We start from the raw sequence: 15039 nt of genomic DNA on the forward strand, positions 1-15039 counted from the left end.
CCCCCGCCCTGCCGCCTTGGCGCGATACAGCAAGGTATCGGCCTGCCGCATCAACTCCTGGTCCGGCATCGGCGCCCCCCGGTAGAGCGCCACGCCGATGCTCACATCGACATCGGCAAACACGCCGTCGATGAAAAAGCGCCGGCTTACCGATTCCAGGATGGCTTGCGCGATGCGCTGCGCATTGGCCGCGCTGCCGATCTCTTCCAGCACCACTGCGAATTCGTCTCCGCCCAGCCGCGCTACCGCGTCGCGTTCGCGCACGCAGCGTTGCAGCCGTCGTCCGAAGGCCTGCAGCAGCAGGTCGCCCGTGATGTGGCCGTGGTAGTCGTTGACGGCCTTGAACCGGTCCATGTCCAGGTAAAGCAGCGCCATCAGGCGATCGTCGTCGCGGCTGCGCTTCATGGCTGTCTGCAGCAGCGATTCGAAGGCGCTGCGGTTAAGCAGCTGGGTCAGGTGGTCCAGCCGCGAGATGCGCGACAGCCGCAGGGTTTCCAGCTTGCGCTGGGTCACGTCCTGCACATGCACGTGCACGCCCTCCACGTGGCTGCCGTCGGCACTCCATTCGGGGCGGAGATTGGTCTCCATGCAGCGGTATTCGGGATCGCTCTCCTCGAGTTCGAACGTCACGGCGGTACCCGCCAGGGCCTTCTGCAGGAACGGCCGGACGCGCGCGTAGCGCGTTTCGCCGATCACCTCGCGCACGGTCTTGCCGTGCAGCTCCCGAACGGGAATGCCGAAGGTGCGCTCGTAGGCCAGGTTGTTGAAGGCGTAGCGCTCGTCGGGGCCGATAAAGGCGAGCAGCGCCGGCAGCGTATCGGTGACCGCGCGTAGCTGGCGCTCGCTGAGATCGAGCTGTTCGCGCCGCTCGTTCACATCCCGCATCAACTGCCCGAAGGCGCGCGCGAGGTCGCCGATCTCGTCGTCCTGCTGTGCTGGCAGCCGTTCATAGGCGGCAAGGTCGCACGCGCTTTCGCGTACTACCTGGTGCAGCCGCGTCAGCGGCGCCAGCAGGCTTCGCACGGTCAGCCAGATCAGCAAGGCCACTGCCGCCAGCGACAGCAGCGCAAGCAGCACGAAGCGCTGCTGCATGGCGCGCAACGGCGCGAAAGCCTCCTGCGCTGGCAGCACGGCCACCAGTTCCCAGCCGGTGCTCTCCATCAGGTAGCGCGAGATCAGCGGCCGGCCCGGCGCCAGGAACTCGAACAGCCCCCCATGACCCTCGACGCCGCAGGTATCGCCCTGCGCGTGCGCTGGCTGGTCTACCCGGGCCGGATCGGGGTGCCGCACATAGACCGGCGCGCGCCCCGCCGATACCAGGCAGTAGAAGCCCGTGGTGCCGAGCCGGTTATGGGTGATTTCCACCAGGAAGTTGGCGCTCGTCAGGTTGAGCCAGCCGCCCAGCAGGCCAAGGAATTCGCGCTGTGCGGAGACGATCGGCACCACGACCAGTACGCCGATGGCGCCATTGGTGCGGGCGCGGATGGGCGGCGTGATCACCGGCCCCAGGGTGCGAGCGGCTTCGCGGAAATAGTCGCGGTCGGCGATATTCACCGGCGTGCCGTCCGGCGCCAGCATCCGGCCATGGGCGTCGGCCAGCATGAACGCATTGAAGCTGCCGGGTACAGGGATCCGGCTCTCGAGCAGGCGGCGCAGATCGGCGGCGGGGCGCCCCAGTTGTCCCTCCAGTTGCGGAGCGATATGGGACAGCAGGGTGATGCGGTCGTTCATCGCCGTGTCGAGCTGGCTGGCGGCGAGCTTGACGATGGAATCCTGCTGGTCCTGCAGCGCGGCGAGCAGGTCGTCGTGGGCGCAATACAGGGACGCCAGCACGATGCCGGTACCAAGGGCGGCGGCGAGCAGGGTGCTAATCAGCGCAAGACGCGCCTTCAGGGAAAGCGAAACGTGGGGCATGCGGCCGGCGGTGTCGGGGATGGCGCGCGCCATCTGGGCGGCCGACCCGCGTCGCAGCCGGAATCGGGCTCCGGCTGGCTTGCGGGTGCGCCAACCCTACCACAACCGCGTGCCCCGCGCGAGTCCGGCGGCGGCGTGCGGTTTCGTGTGGCGCCGTACGTTACGCACCGGCATCGGGACTGGGCGAGCCATTGCTGGCGCGGTATAGTGCCTTCTGGCCCTGCGGAGGCGGGGCGCGGCCATCGAGGGCTCCTATCCGCACCCCTTATTCATGAAACTGCCCTCACTTTCGCCCGGTTTGCTGTCGTTGCTGGTCGCCGCCGCCGGCGTTCTCGCCACGGGCGGCGCCTGGCATAGCCTGCGCGGGCTGGAGCGGCAGGCGGCGCACGACGAGTTCGAGGCCTTGTTTTCGCCGGTCTTTACCGCGCTGCAATCCCGCCTGCAGGACAACGAACAATTGCTGCGCGGGACCTCCGGCCTGTTCGCAGCCGACCCCGGGGCTACCCGCGCGCAGTGGCGCAACTACCTGTACACCACGCAACTGGACGACCTGCCGCCCGGCACCAATGCCATCGGCTATGTGCGCCTGACTCCGCGCGGGGACATCGACCGGCTGGTCGAATCGATGCACCGCGAGGGCCTGCCGGCCTTCGAGGTCTACCCGCGCGGCCAGCGCGAGCTGTACGCCCCCATCGTGTACGTGGAGCCGTTCGCCGGCCGCATCGCGCGCGTGCCTGGCTTCGATATCCTCACGGACCCCGCCCGGCGGGCCGCGGCCGAGGCTGCCCGCGACACTGGCGAGGCGCGGGTCACCAGCGCCCTCCAGCTGACCAGCGAGAGCGAAGCGCAGGCGTCCCAGCAGGGCGTCGTGCTGTACCTGCCGGTCTACGCCAACGGCTTGCCGCTGAATACCCTGGTCCAGCGCCAACAGGCCGTGACCGGCTATGTCTATACCTCCCTGCGGCTGGAAGACGTGCTGCGCAGCGTGAGCCTGCCGGCGGCTGGCGCCGCGTCGCTGACGCTCTACGACGGACGCGACGCGCGGCCCGGTGCTTTGCTGGCCGGTGATGCCGAGCCGGCGGATGCGGCGCCCGGCCCGGCGCGCGCGCCGTTGCTGAGGGCGGAGAGAGAACTGTGGTTCGGCGGCCGTGTCTGGACGCTGCATGCCGCCAGCACGCTGTCCTTCGAAGCGGCCCATCGCCCGCGGCGTGCCGCGCTGGCGCTGCTGGCCGGCGCGGTGGGCACGGGGCTGCTGGCGTGGCTGGCGCTGGTGCTGGCCCGCCAGCGGCGCCAGGCCTGGCGGCTCGCGGCACGGGTCCGGCATGCCCGGCAGACCGATGGTGCCTTGCAGCGCGCGGGCCTGGCCAGCGCCAGCGATGCCTTCCTGGTATGCGGCGCCGATGGCGGGATCCAGATCGCCGGTGCCGCCGCCTCGGCACTGTTCGGCAGGGCGCCCGACCAGTTCGCCGGCACGGCCATCGCCACCTTGCTGCCCGACGCTGCCACCCTGGTCGCGACGGGGCCGGAACGGCGGGTCGAAACCCGTGCCTGCAAGGCCGACGGCACGTTCTTCCCCGTGCGCGTGGTGGCGACGCCAGTGCCTGCCGCCGGCCCCGGCCGGGTGCTGTGGGTGGTGACCGACCTGAGTGCCGTCCGCCGCGCCGAGCTTGCCGCGACAGAGGCGGCCGGGCGCAGCGCGCGCGTGCTCGACCATACCGCGCTGTGCGTCATCACTTTCGACCGCGACGGGATCGTGACCGATATCAACCGCGCTGGCCAGCGCATGCTCTGGTACCAGGCCAGCGAGGTGGCCGGGCGCATGCGCTATCTCGATTTCCTCGACCCCAGGGAAGTCGCGGCCCGCGCCGTGGCGCTGACCAGCGAGCTGGGCGAGCCGGTCGCGCCGGGGCTGCCGGCAGTGATCGGCAAGGCACGCCTGGGGCTGGCTGACGAGCAGGAGTGGACCTACGTCCGCAAGGGCGGCTCGGGCCTGCCGGTGCAGCTGACCCTGACCGCGCTGCCCGCTGCGCGTGCCGCAGCCGGCGCCGATGCAGCGGCGCCGGGCATGGGGGCTGCCGTTGCCGATGGCATGCCGGCCTCCGACGCGGGGGGCTATCTCGCCATCGCGCATGACCTGACCGAGCGCAAGCGCGCCGACGAGTACATCCGGCACCTGGCCCATCACGATGCGCTCACCGGCCTGCCCAACCGCGCCCAGCTCCACGCACGCACGGAGCTGGTGTTGCAGCGTGCGCTGCGCAAGGGTGAGCGCATCGCGCTGCTGCTGCTCGATCTCGACCAGTTCAAGCGCATCAACGAATCGCTCGGCCACCATATGGGCGATGAGGTGCTGCGCATCGTGGCGGACCGCCTCAAGGCGGCCGTGCGCCATGCCGACATGGTGGCCCGCATGGGCGGCGACGAGTTCGTGGTGGTGCTCGACGCGGTGAGCCAGGACAGCGAGGCCGAACTGGTCGCCGCCAAGATCCTGGAGCGCTTGTCCGAAGACCTGCAACTGGGCAGCCAGCGACTGCGCGTGACGCCGTCGATCGGCATGGCGATCTGCCCCGACGACGGCGACAACCTTGCCGACCTGCTCAAGAACGCCGATGCGGCCATGTACGCGGCCAAGCGCCGCGGCGGCGCGCAGCTCAGCCGCTTTTCCAGCGAGATGGCCGAGGCGTCGATGGCGAGATTCACCATCGAGGGCCTGCTGCGCCGCGCGCTTGCCGCACAGGCATTCAAGCTGCGCTACCAGCCGATCGTCGATGCCGCCAGCTTGCGCATCGTCGGCGTGGAAGCGTTGATTCACTGGAACACGCCCGAGCGCGGCGTGATCCCGCCGGCCGAGTTCATCCCGATTGCCGAACAGAGCGGGCTGATCATGCCGCTGGGCGAATGGATCCTGGCCACGGCCTGCCGCGAGATCCAGCAATTGCGCGCCGAGCTTGGGCTCGAACTGGAGGTGGCGGTCAATATCTCGCCGCTGCAGTTGCGGCAGGCGGGCTTCCCCGCCATGGTCAAGCAGTGCCTGACGGCGGCCGGCCTGCCGGCGGGGAGCCTGACCATCGAGGTCACGGAAGGCATCCTGATCGAGGGCGGCAGCAAGACCATCGACACCTTCGAGCGCGTGCGCGCGCTGGGCGTGGGCCTGTCGATCGACGATTTCGGCACCGGCTACTCCGGGCTGAGCTACCTGACGCGGCTGCCGATCGACAAGCTGAAGATAGACAAATCCTTTGTCGATGATGTGGCGCACGATGAGCATGACCAGGCGGTGGCCGCCGCCATCATTACCCTTGGGCACCAGTTGCACCTGCAGGTGGTCGCCGAGGGCGTGGAATCGCCGGGGCAGTTCGCCTTCCTGCGCGAGCATGGCTGCGACGCGGTGCAGGGCTACCTGTTTTGCCAGGCGGTGCCCCTGAGCGGGCTGATGGAGATCTGCGCGGCAGGCGGGGAGGCGATCATGCACGCCGCGGCCCCGGTGCTGGCAGCCGGCCGCTAGCCGCCAGCCGCCAGCCGCCGGAGCAGCGCGGGCCAAGCCCCGCCCGGCTATTCCCAAAACCGCCTATACCTGCATCGGGAATCTTTGCCCAACTGCCACACTGCTGGCATGCGCGGTCTCTATGCTGCCGGCTGTCATGGTGGCATAAAGGGTTGTTCATGCAAGCAGTCGAGGCCGCGTCGGGTCGTCCGTTCCTGGCGGTGGAGCAGGTCAGCAAGCGGTTTGGGGGAGCCGGCGGCTTCCAGGCGCTGGACGGCGTGTCGCTGTCGGTGGCGCAGGGCGAACTGCTGTGCCTGCTGGGCCCTTCGGGTTGCGGCAAGACCACTTTGCTGCGCATTATCGCCGGGCTCGAGCGCGAGGATGGCGGGCGCATCCATGCCGGTGGGCGCGAGCTGACCGGCCTGCCGCCGCAATCGCGCGACTACGGCATCCTGTTCCAGTCGTACGCGCTGTTCCCGAACCTGTCGGTGGCACAGAACGTGGCCTACGGCCTGCAGGGCCGCGGCATGGGACGCGCCCATCGCGAGGCGCGCATCGGCGAAATGCTGGCGCTGGTCGGGCTCACCGGCAGCGAGCGCAAGTATCCCGGGCAGCTCTCCGGCGGGCAGCAGCAGCGCGTGGCGCTGGCGCGCGCGCTGGCGCCGGCCCCTTCGCTGCTGCTGTTGGACGAGCCCATGTCGGCGCTCGATGCGCGGGTGCGCGAGCACCTGCGGCTGGAACTGCGCCAGCTGCAGCGTCGCCTGAATGTCACCACGGTGATGGTCACGCACGACCAGGAAGAAGCCATGGCGATGGCCGACCGCATCGCGGTGATGGAGGGCGGACGCATTGCCCAGACCGGCACGCCCGGCGAGATCTACGAACGCCCGGCCTCGGCCTTCGTCGCCGAGTTCATCGGGCAGGCCAACTGGCTGGCGGGCCGCCTGAGCGGACGCGAGACCTTTACCGTGGGCGAACTGGAACTGGCGGTATCGCCCGCTCGTGCCGGCACGGCCGCCGGCAATGCCGGGGGTGCGGCAAGGCTGTGCTGCCGTCCCGAGGCGGTCAGGCTGCATCCGGCCGAAGGCGAGCCCAACCGCCTGCTGGCGCGCATTGTCGATCAGACCTACCTGGGCAGCCGCTACCGGCTTTTGCTGGAGGCCGACCGCCTGCCGGGGCAGACGCTGTTCGCCGACGTGCTGCGCGAGGAGCGCCACCTGCTGCCGGCGCCGGGCAGCCACAAGTTCTGGGTGTCGCTGCCCAGCCAGGCCCTGCAGGTGTTCGCATGAGGCGCGTGCAGCCTGCGGTGGCGGCAGTGGCGCAGGCCGGCCGCGCCGCCGATGGGGGGCGCTTCGCGCGCGGCGGCGCCAGCCTGCCGGAGCGGATCGCCCATGGCACGCCGGCCGCGATGAAATGGCTCTGGCTGGCCGGGCTGGCGGTGGCGCTGGTGCTGCCGCTGCTGGCATTGTTCGGACAAGCCTGGTTCGACGATGCCGGACACTGGGCCTTGCCTGCGCGCGTGGCCGAGCTGGCCGCCAATCCCAACTTCGTACCCTTGCTGGGGCGCAGCCTGGCGGTCTCGCTGACCGTGGCCGCACTGGTCGTGCCGCTGGCATTCGGCTTTGCCTATGCGCTGCAGCGCTCCCGTATCGCGCTCAAGCCGCTATGGCGGGGCATTGCCCTGCTGCCGCTGTTCGCGCCTTCGCTGCTGCCCGGTATCGCGCTGGTCTACCTGTTCGGCAACCAGGGCATATTCAAGGGCGCTTTTGGCGCGGGCGGCATCTATGGCTTCTGGGGCATTGTGCTGGGCGAGACCTTCTACACCTTTCCGCACGCGCTGATGGTGCTGATGGCCGCGCTGTCGCTGGCCGACGCGCGCCTGTACGAGGCGGCGCGCGCGATGGGTGCCTCGCCGTGGCGCACCTTCCTGACGGTGACGCTGCCGGGTGCCCGCCACGGCCTGTTCGGCGCGGCCTGCCTGGTGCTCACGCTGGTGGTGACGGATTTCGGTGTGCCCAAGGTGGTGGGGGGCGGCTATCCGGTGCTGGCACTGGAGGCCTACAAGGCAGTGGTCGGACAGCAGCAGTTCGCGCGCGGCGCCCTGATCGGCATGCTGCTGCTGTTGCCGGCCTTGCTGACCTTCGGCGTGGATATCGCCATGCAGCGGCGCCAGCGCGCACAGATGTCGAGCCGCTCGCAGGTGTACGTGCCGGGCCGCGATCCGCTGCGCGATGCGTTCTGCACGCTGGTGGTGCTGGCGATCGGCGCCGCCTTGCTGACCGTGCTGGCCGCGGCGGTGGGCGCTTCCCTGGTCAGGCTCTGGCCGTACAACCTGGAACTCACGCTGGCCCATTACGACTTCGACAATATGGACGGCGGCGGCTGGCTGGCCTACCGCAACAGCCTGCGCATGGCGGCCTTCACCGCGCTGGCCGGCACGCTGGCGATCTTTTTCGGCGCCTGGCTGACCGAGCGCACGCGCGGGCCGGCCTGGCTGCACGGCGTGCTGCGGGCAGGTTTTGTGCTGCCAATGGCGGTACCAGGGCTGGTGCTCGGGCTGGGCTACGTATTCTTCTTCAACGCGCCGTCCAATCCGCTGCACACCTTGTACGGCACCATGACCTTGCTGGTGCTCTGCAATGTGGCGCACTTCTACACCACCGGCCATCTCACCGCCGCCGCCGCGCTGCGCCAGCTCGATGCCGAATTCGAAGCCGCCGCGCTGTCGCTGGGCGTGGCGCCGCTGGTCACCTGCTGGCGCGTGACGGTGCCCATCTGCCTGCCGGCACTGATCGATATCTTCCGCTACCTGTTCGTCTCGGCCATGACCACGGTGTCCGCGGTGGTTTTCCTCTACAGCCCCGACACCGTGCTGGCCGCGATCTCCGTGCTGAACATGGACGACGCCGGCGATACCGCGCCTGCCGCGGCCATGTCCACGCTGATCCTGCTGACCTCGGCGCTGGCCTGCCTGCTGCTGCTGGGCGCCGCGCGCGGCTGGCTGGGCCGCACGCAAGCCTGGCGCGCCCCGCAAGGCTGACACCTGCCCCGATATTCGCCCGACATCAAGACACGCTTCCCAAGGAGAAACCATGCCTTACCTGTTCCGTACCGCCACTGCCGTGGCCGCCTTCGCGCTGCTGGCCGGCGCAGCCCATGCCAACACCGTGCTGACGGTCTACACCGCGCTCGAAGCCGACCAGATCGCCGCCTACAAAGCCGCCTTCGAAAAGGCCAACCCGGATATCGAGATCAAGTGGGTGCGCGACTCCACCGGCATCGTGACCGCCAAGCTGCTGGCGGAGAAGGCCGCGCCGCGCGCCGACGTGGTGTGGGGCCTGGCCGGCTCGAGCCTCGCGATCCTCGACAAGGAAGGCATGCTGCAGCCGTACGCGCCGAAGAACCTGGCCGCGGTGGATGCGCAATACCGCAGCGCCGCCAACCCGCCGGCCTGGGTCGGCATGGACGTGTGGGGCGCGGCGATCTGCTTCAACACCATCGAGGCGCAGAAGCAGGGTTTGCCCAAGCCGGCCTCCTGGGCCGACCTGACCAAGCCGGTCTACGCCGGCAAGATCGTCATGCCGCATCCGGCTTCGTCCGGCACCGGCTACCTGGACGTAAGCGCCTGGCTGCAGATGATGGGCGAGCAGAAGGGCTGGTCCTATATGGATGCCCTGCACAAGAATATCGGCCTGTATACGCACTCGGGCTCCAAGCCTTGCAAGATGGCGGCGCAGGGCGAATTCCCGATCGGCATCGCGTTCGAGTACCGTGCCATGAAGTCCAAGAAGGAAGGCGCGCCGATCGACATCGTGCTGCCGTCCGAAGGGCTGGGCTGGGACATCGAGGCGACTGCCATCGTCAAGGGCACCAGGAATCTGGAAGCGGCGCGCAGGCTGGCGGATTTCTCCGCCTCCCATGAAGCCATGGCGCTGTACGAGAAGAACTTCGCGGTGCTGGCCATCCCGGGCATCGCCAAGCCGGATGCCCTGCTGCCGGCCGATTACGAGAAGCGCCTGATCAAGAACGATTTCAACTGGGCCAGCACCAATCGCGACCGCATCCTGGCCGAGTGGAGCAAGCGGTACGAAGGCAAGGCTGAGAAGAAGTAAGCCAGCAAGGCTGGCCCCGCGTCAGCCGGCAGGCTCGGGCAGGTGGCGTCACAGCGCACTGCCTCTCCGGGCCCTGCCATTGATGCGAAGCATGTTGGTCCACGCAGAAACGGGTACGCTATTCGCCGCATGAAGTGTTGCGGCTCGGCTGCCCGTGCCGGGGGGCACATTGCATGCGCTGTTCGGGGATGGCGTGGCGGGAATGGCGCTGGCGGGGCAGCGTGCACGGCCGGGCTGCGCGGACGTGCACCGGGGCATGAGCGATGGCGGCCGGCGTGTCGGCCGCGCCGCGGGCGATCAGCCGTGGGAGGTTTCGGAAGAATCGTTGCGCGAGTGCAGCCGGCGATACAGGTCGTCAACGTGGCTGCGGCTGTTGCGCAGTTCTTCCCGTCCGCGTTCCGTGATCAGGTAGACACGGCCGATGCCGTCGCGCAGCACGCTTTCAATGTAGCCTTCCATCTGCAAGGCGCGCAGCAAGGGGCGGACGGACCCAATATCCACCTGGAAGCCGTATTCCATCAACATCTCGGCGAGCATGGCCACCGTGGCCGGCACCTCGACGGCGAATTGAAGGACGTAGATACGGGCGAGCAAGCCAAGGAACTGTCGTTTCATGTCGCTGCAAACGCGGCATCTCCCATTGCGGTTGACGCTGTTTTATAGTTGTGCTTTGCGCGCCGCAAAAAAAGAAGCCACCACGTGAGTGGCGGCTTGTCGGGAATGCGTCGGAGGGGTCAATTAACTCTGGCGCAGATCAGATTTTAAAATAATTCAATACGGATTGTCACGCGCCTCATGTACCACCCCCTCCTTAAGTGGGGCGAGCACATTGCCATCACGCAACGCCAAGTGACCGGTGGGTACGTTGAGGCATAGCCACAGGCCAGGGATATGTCCGAAACCAGCTTGCGGCCCTTCCCGAGCCGGGGTCTAATCCGGGCACTCGCCTTTGCCGCATCTTGTGCCTTTCCGCCCCCGCCGCCATGAGACCCACCGATCTGATCCGCTTGCTTAGTCTTGCCGCCATCTGGGGCGCCAGCTTCCTGTTCCTGCGGATCGGCGCGCCGGTACTTGGGCCGTTTGCCACGGCATTCCTGCGCGTGCTGATCGGCGCCGCGACGCTGGCCGGCTGCCTGGCGCTGATGCGCGTGCGCTGGGATATGCGGGGTAAATGGCGGCAGGTCATGGCACTGGGCGTGATCAACTCGGGCATCCCCTTTGCCATGTACTCGTTTGCGGCGCTGTGGCTGCCGGCTGGCTACTCCGCGGTGTTCAATGCGATGACGCCACTGATGGGCGTGCTGATCGGCGCGCTGTGCTTCGGCGAGCGGCTGACGCTGGCCAAGGCTGGCGGCGTGGTGCTTGGCGTCGCGGGTGTGGCGGTGCTGACCCGCACCGGGCCGGTGGCGTTTTCGCCGCAGGTGCTGCTCGGCGCCGGGGCCTGCCTGGTGGCCACGGCCTGCTATGGCCTCGCTGGCTTTCTGGCGCGGCGCTGGATTACCGCGCAGGGCGGGCTGGACAGCCGCCTGGTGGCGGCCGGCAGCATGTTTGGCGCCACGCTGTTCCTGCTGCCGTTCTGCGCGGTCGCACTGGCGCGCGAGAACACGCTGCCGGCTGCCGGACCCGGTGTCTGGATGGCGATGCTGGCGGTGGGCATGCTTTGCACGGCCATCGCTTACATCCTGTACTACCGGCTGATCGCGGACCTGGGCCCGGTGCGCTCGCTGACCGTGACGTTCCTGATTCCGCCGTTCGGCATCGTATGGGGCGCGCTCTTCCTCGGCGAGCAGCTTTCGTGGGCGCATGCCGCCGGCGGGGCGCTGATCGGCATGGCGGTCTGGCTGGTGCTGCGGCCCGCCGCGCCGACCCCAACCGGGACCGCGCCAGCGCCCAGGCCGGGCCGGCCCTGAGGACGGGTGCGGCGCCTGGTGCCTTGTGCTTGCGCCAGGCGCGCTCCTAGCGGAAGCGGTAGGTCAACGCCCCCATGGTGGTCCACTGCTGGCGCCGCTCGGTGATCGGGCTGCTGGCAGCGTCGCCCTGCAGGCGGGCAAAGGTCACCGAGGCCAGCGCCGACCAGTTGCGCGAGATCTCGTAGGTGACGATGCCGTTCGCGTGCCATTCGCGCAGGCCAGCCTGCACGGCATGCGTCGGCAGGCCCGAGCGGGCGCTCTGGTCCGCCGTGACGCCAAAGAAGGTCTGCATGTACTTGCCGTTGGTCCACGTCACCCCCGGCCCCAATGTGAACAGCCACTTGCCCGCGGGCAGGCTGAACAGCACATCGCCGTTGGCGATCAGGCCCTGCCCCTGGCCGCCGATATCCTGCGCCACATCCGCCGAGAAGGTCACGAACGACACCTGCGCCTGCGCGAACGCCCGCGCCCGCACCGTCATATTGACATCGCCCAGGCCTGTCAGCCGGTGGTCGTCCTTGCTCCTGCGCCAGGTCGGGTCGAGCTGGAAATCCGCGCCGACCTGCCAGATATCGTTGTTGACGGCGTAGACCCCAAGGAAATCGAAGCCACGCGAGAAGAAACGGCCGCCGTAGTCGATGTCCTGGTAGGGGATCGGGTAGACCAGCGACTTCCGGGAGCCGGGGAAGTTCGGCGCGACGTAGACGCCGGGGCCGGCGGAGATCTTCCAGTTGCTGGCGGGGGCCGTGGCCTGGACATCGGTCTCGGCCCATGCGGCTGTGGCGCCGAGGCAGAGGGCGACGGCCAGGAGCGCGCGGCGTGGAACGGAGGGGATGGGCATGAGGTAGGCGCGGAGGCGGTCTGTGGGCCGCGCTGCGCGCGGGCAAGGGCGGATTTTAGCCGGATGTGGCCGGTGTGGCACTGCCCGCGCCGGGGGTGTGTTTTCTCCCCCACGGTCACTGTCACCCCAGCGGCCCCGCCGCAACCAGCCCCTCCACATTAAACTGCTCCCTGACCATCACAACCACCCGGCGGGCCAGCGGCAAACTCCCGACCGCCTCCTCCTCGCTGCGCTCAGGAAAATCCACCTCGGCGCTCCAGTTGCAGCCGGTATGGTCGGGCCGGTGCACGCACACGGCCCGCAACTGGCAATCCTGGCATCCGGGCTGCTCGCGCAGCCAGGTGCTCAGCAGGCGCTTGAGTTCAGGCAGGGGTTTGATCTGTCGCGGCATGACGGACTCCGGTTGCGCACCGGCATCCGCGGCGAGCGGGGCCGGGCAAGGCCGAGGTTCCGGGAGAGCAGGCAGGGGAACCGATGGCCGGTTTAGTTGATTGCCTTGTCGGCCCGGCATGCCGGGCAAAGGCCGTACAGGACAAGCATGTGTTCGCGCAGCACGAAGGCGTTGGCGGTGGCCACTTCGCGCTGGCGCGCCTCGATGGCTTCGTCGCGGAATTCTTCCACGCGACCGCAGGACACGCAGATCAGGTGGTCGTGGTGGCCGCCCTCGTTCAGCTCGAACACGGCATGGTCCGATTCGAAGCTGTGCCGCAGCAGGATGTTGGCTTGCACCAGTTGGTTGAGCACGCGGTAGATGGTGGACAGGCCGGCATCCACTTCCTGCGTCAGCAGGGCACGGTAGACATCTTCGGCGCTCAGGTGCCGCCGCTGGCTGGCACGGAAGACTTCCAGCACGCGCACGCGTGGCGAGGTTGCCTTGAGTCCGGCGCGCTTGAGGTCAATGGGATCGGTACTGTCGGAAGGCATCAGCATGCTACGGCTTGGCGCCCGGGCAGGGCGCATCGATCGGAAATGACGGTGCTCCGGCCGGCCGCGCCGCCCACACGCTTCGCGCGGACGTCTGCTTTCCGGGCCGCAGGAATGCAGCGGGCGGCTTCCAGGCCGGAAGGCCGCCCGCTGATGCAAGCCGTGCTGGCACGACTCGCGGAATAAAAAAATGGCTTGGCTTGTCGGCCGAAGAGGCGATCGGGAAAGCGGGGTCTGGTTGCTTTCCCGATCCTCCGGTGACTGGCTACTGCCAAACGCTCCGCGGTACGGAGCGGTCCCCACAAAAGACGGTGATGGATGCCGCATTGCGACACCGCAAATTCCTGGTTGCCGCGGACCTGCCGCTGGCCTTGCTGGTATTGCCGTGTTCCGGTGTCTGGCGCCGTGCTTGTTCTGCTTGCCGCGCGTCAGACAGTGAAGCTATGGTAAATGGGAATTAATCTCATTACAAGAGGAATTTGCATCTTGTTTTGGGAGAGTGCGAGAGTTTCTGGGCGACCCATCGCGGACGGTCACCCTGGCGAGGCGTGAAGGTCAGCGCCCCAGTCCCGACCGACCTATCCCTGGCGGCCAGGGCAGCGATCGATGAACCCCGCGAGCAGGCCCGTGATGTCCGCCGGTTGCTCCAGGCTCGGCAGATGGGCGGCGCCGGTCAACGCATGGCCCGACCCGTTCGACATCACAGTTGCAATATGACGAGATCGTTCTTGAATGTGGGGAAAGTCGAGGTCACCCCAAATCACAAGCGATGGCACCGATATCTCGCCCAAACGATGGAAGGCGGGCGCGACATCAAGGTCCGACCCGGTCGGCGGCGAGCGGAGCGCAATGGCGTTCATGTCGAGGAACAGCCGGCGAGCCTGACCCACGACACGACCCTCGGGCTCCAGTGGACCGTCTAGCCAAAGGCGAGCTTTAATCGCGTTCACCTGATCCAGATCGCCGGCCGCTTCGGCTTCCTTCAGCCGGGCCAGCAGGCCCTTGATTTCAGGCGGATAGATCGCCTCGGGCGCGCCGCTCACGGTGGGCGCAATGAGAACCAGGGCACGGACACAGGATGGATGCCAAAGCGCCGCGTCGAGCGCGATTCGCCCACCCTGCGAGCATCCAACAAGGATCGCAGGCGTGCCGTTCGCCGTGGCGTCAATCACCGCCATCAGGTCGGCGACGGCAGAAAAGTCCTCCTTTTCCGCGCGGGTCTTGCCAAAGCCCCGCCGATCGTAGGCGATGGCCTTATGGTTAGCGCCGACGCCATCCAGTTGCGCGCGCCACATGCGGCTATCGCAGACGCTGGCGTGCAGAAAGACGACAGGATCGCCACTGCCGACGACTTCCGCAGCCAGCGTGGCGCGGCCGGACGCAATTCGATGATTGGAAGGCATGGTTCATCCTGGCCGGTGCTGGGGAGGTGGCCAATGTTAGCGCGAAGAGCCTAGGCCTGCGCCAACTACGGCTCTTCACTGCACCGTGCCGGCCTCAGGCGCCTGCCAGCCGGAACGTGCCGACCGCGCGGTGCAGCGCGTCTGCCTGGTCCTCGAGCGAAGCCGCTGCCGCTGCTGCCTGTTCCACCAGCGCGGCGTTCTGCTGCGCCATCTGGTCCATCTGCGTGACGGCCTGGTTGACCTGCTCGATGCCGCCGGTCTGTTCCTCGGTGGCGGCCCGCATTTCGCCCATCAGGTCGGTGACGCGTTTGACGGCTTCCACGATCTCATCCATGGCCTGGCCCGCGGTTTCCACCAGTGCCGCGCCGTCGTCCACGCGCTGCGCGGAATTGCCGATCAGCGCCTTGATCTCCTTGGCGGCGGTGGCGCTGCGCTGGGCCAGGCTGCGCAC

The 15039-nt window shown here is 68.2% G+C and carries 12 protein-coding genes; 5 read left to right on the forward strand and 7 right to left on the reverse strand.

The features are described from left to right. A partial coding sequence (locus tag P3W85_RS10390) for a sensor domain-containing diguanylate cyclase (RefSeq protein WP_276264731.1) occupies positions 1-1914 on the reverse strand: 1914 nt, incomplete at its 3' end. A gap of 271 nt (positions 1915-2185) precedes the next feature. Here P3W85_RS10390 and P3W85_RS10395 point away from each other — a divergent pair. The 4 genes from P3W85_RS10395 (at position 2186) to P3W85_RS10410 (ending at position 9510) form a co-directional block, all read left to right on the forward strand. Next, entirely contained in the window at positions 2186-5419 is a 3234-nt protein-coding gene (locus tag P3W85_RS10395) for a bifunctional diguanylate cyclase/phosphodiesterase (protein WP_276264726.1), read from the forward strand. Between the two features lie 158 nt (positions 5420-5577). Continuing rightward, positions 5578-6687, forward strand: a complete 1110-nt coding sequence (locus P3W85_RS10400) for a putative 2-aminoethylphosphonate ABC transporter ATP-binding protein (RefSeq protein WP_276264727.1) — start codon at positions 5578-5580, stop codon at positions 6685-6687. Continuing rightward, positions 6684-8438, forward strand: coding sequence for a putative 2-aminoethylphosphonate ABC transporter permease subunit (locus P3W85_RS10405; RefSeq protein WP_276264728.1), 1755 nt, complete (start codon positions 6684-6686; stop codon positions 8436-8438). The genes P3W85_RS10400 and P3W85_RS10405 overlap by 4 nt, the downstream gene beginning before the upstream one ends. Positions 8439-8490: 52 nt before the next feature. Next, the gene (locus P3W85_RS10410) at positions 8491-9510 is read left to right on the forward strand and encodes a putative 2-aminoethylphosphonate ABC transporter substrate-binding protein (protein WP_017231256.1); all 1020 of its coding nucleotides are present in this window, start codon (positions 8491-8493) and stop codon (positions 9508-9510) included. A 297-nt stretch (positions 9511-9807) separates the two neighbouring features. Here P3W85_RS10410 and P3W85_RS10415 read toward each other — a convergent pair whose 3' ends face one another. Then, a complete protein-coding gene (locus tag P3W85_RS10415) occupies positions 9808-10125 on the reverse strand; it encodes a PadR family transcriptional regulator (protein WP_017231257.1) in 318 nt (105 codons plus the stop codon). A gap of 368 nt (positions 10126-10493) precedes the next feature. Here P3W85_RS10415 and P3W85_RS10420 point away from each other — a divergent pair, with 368 nt between their 5' ends. Further along, positions 10494-11420: a DMT family transporter gene (locus P3W85_RS10420; protein ID WP_276264729.1), complete on the forward strand. Its 927-nt coding sequence runs from the start codon at positions 10494-10496 to the stop codon at positions 11418-11420. A 46-nt stretch (positions 11421-11466) separates the two neighbouring features. On the opposite strand, the gene P3W85_RS10425 is transcribed toward P3W85_RS10420, so the two are convergent. The 5 genes from P3W85_RS10425 to P3W85_RS10445 all read right to left on the reverse strand — a co-directional run. Then, on the reverse strand, positions 11467-12261 hold the full coding sequence (locus P3W85_RS10425) for a MipA/OmpV family protein (protein ID WP_017224885.1): 795 nt from the start codon (positions 12259-12261) through the stop codon (positions 11467-11469). Positions 12262-12382: 121 nt separating this feature from the next. Next, the gene (locus tag P3W85_RS10430; protein ID WP_017224886.1) at positions 12383-12652 is read right to left on the reverse strand and encodes a hypothetical protein; all 270 of its coding nucleotides are present in this window, start codon (positions 12650-12652) and stop codon (positions 12383-12385) included. A 92-nt stretch (positions 12653-12744) separates the two neighbouring features. Continuing rightward, positions 12745-13191 carry a ferric iron uptake transcriptional regulator gene (gene fur / locus P3W85_RS10435; RefSeq protein ID WP_017224887.1) on the reverse strand — a complete coding sequence of 149 codons (447 nt, stop codon included), beginning with the start codon at positions 13189-13191 and terminating at the stop codon, positions 12745-12747. 572 nt (positions 13192-13763) lie between these two features. Further along, a complete protein-coding gene (locus P3W85_RS10440) occupies positions 13764-14588 on the reverse strand; it encodes an alpha/beta fold hydrolase (protein ID WP_017224888.1) in 825 nt (274 codons plus the stop codon). A 94-nt stretch (positions 14589-14682) separates the two neighbouring features. Next, a partial coding sequence (locus P3W85_RS10445; RefSeq protein ID WP_276264730.1) for a methyl-accepting chemotaxis protein occupies positions 14683-15039 on the reverse strand: 357 nt, incomplete at its 5' end.

Source organism: Cupriavidus basilensis (genome assembly GCF_029335485.1).
Lineage (GTDB): Bacteria > Pseudomonadota > Gammaproteobacteria > Burkholderiales > Burkholderiaceae > Cupriavidus > Cupriavidus basilensis_E.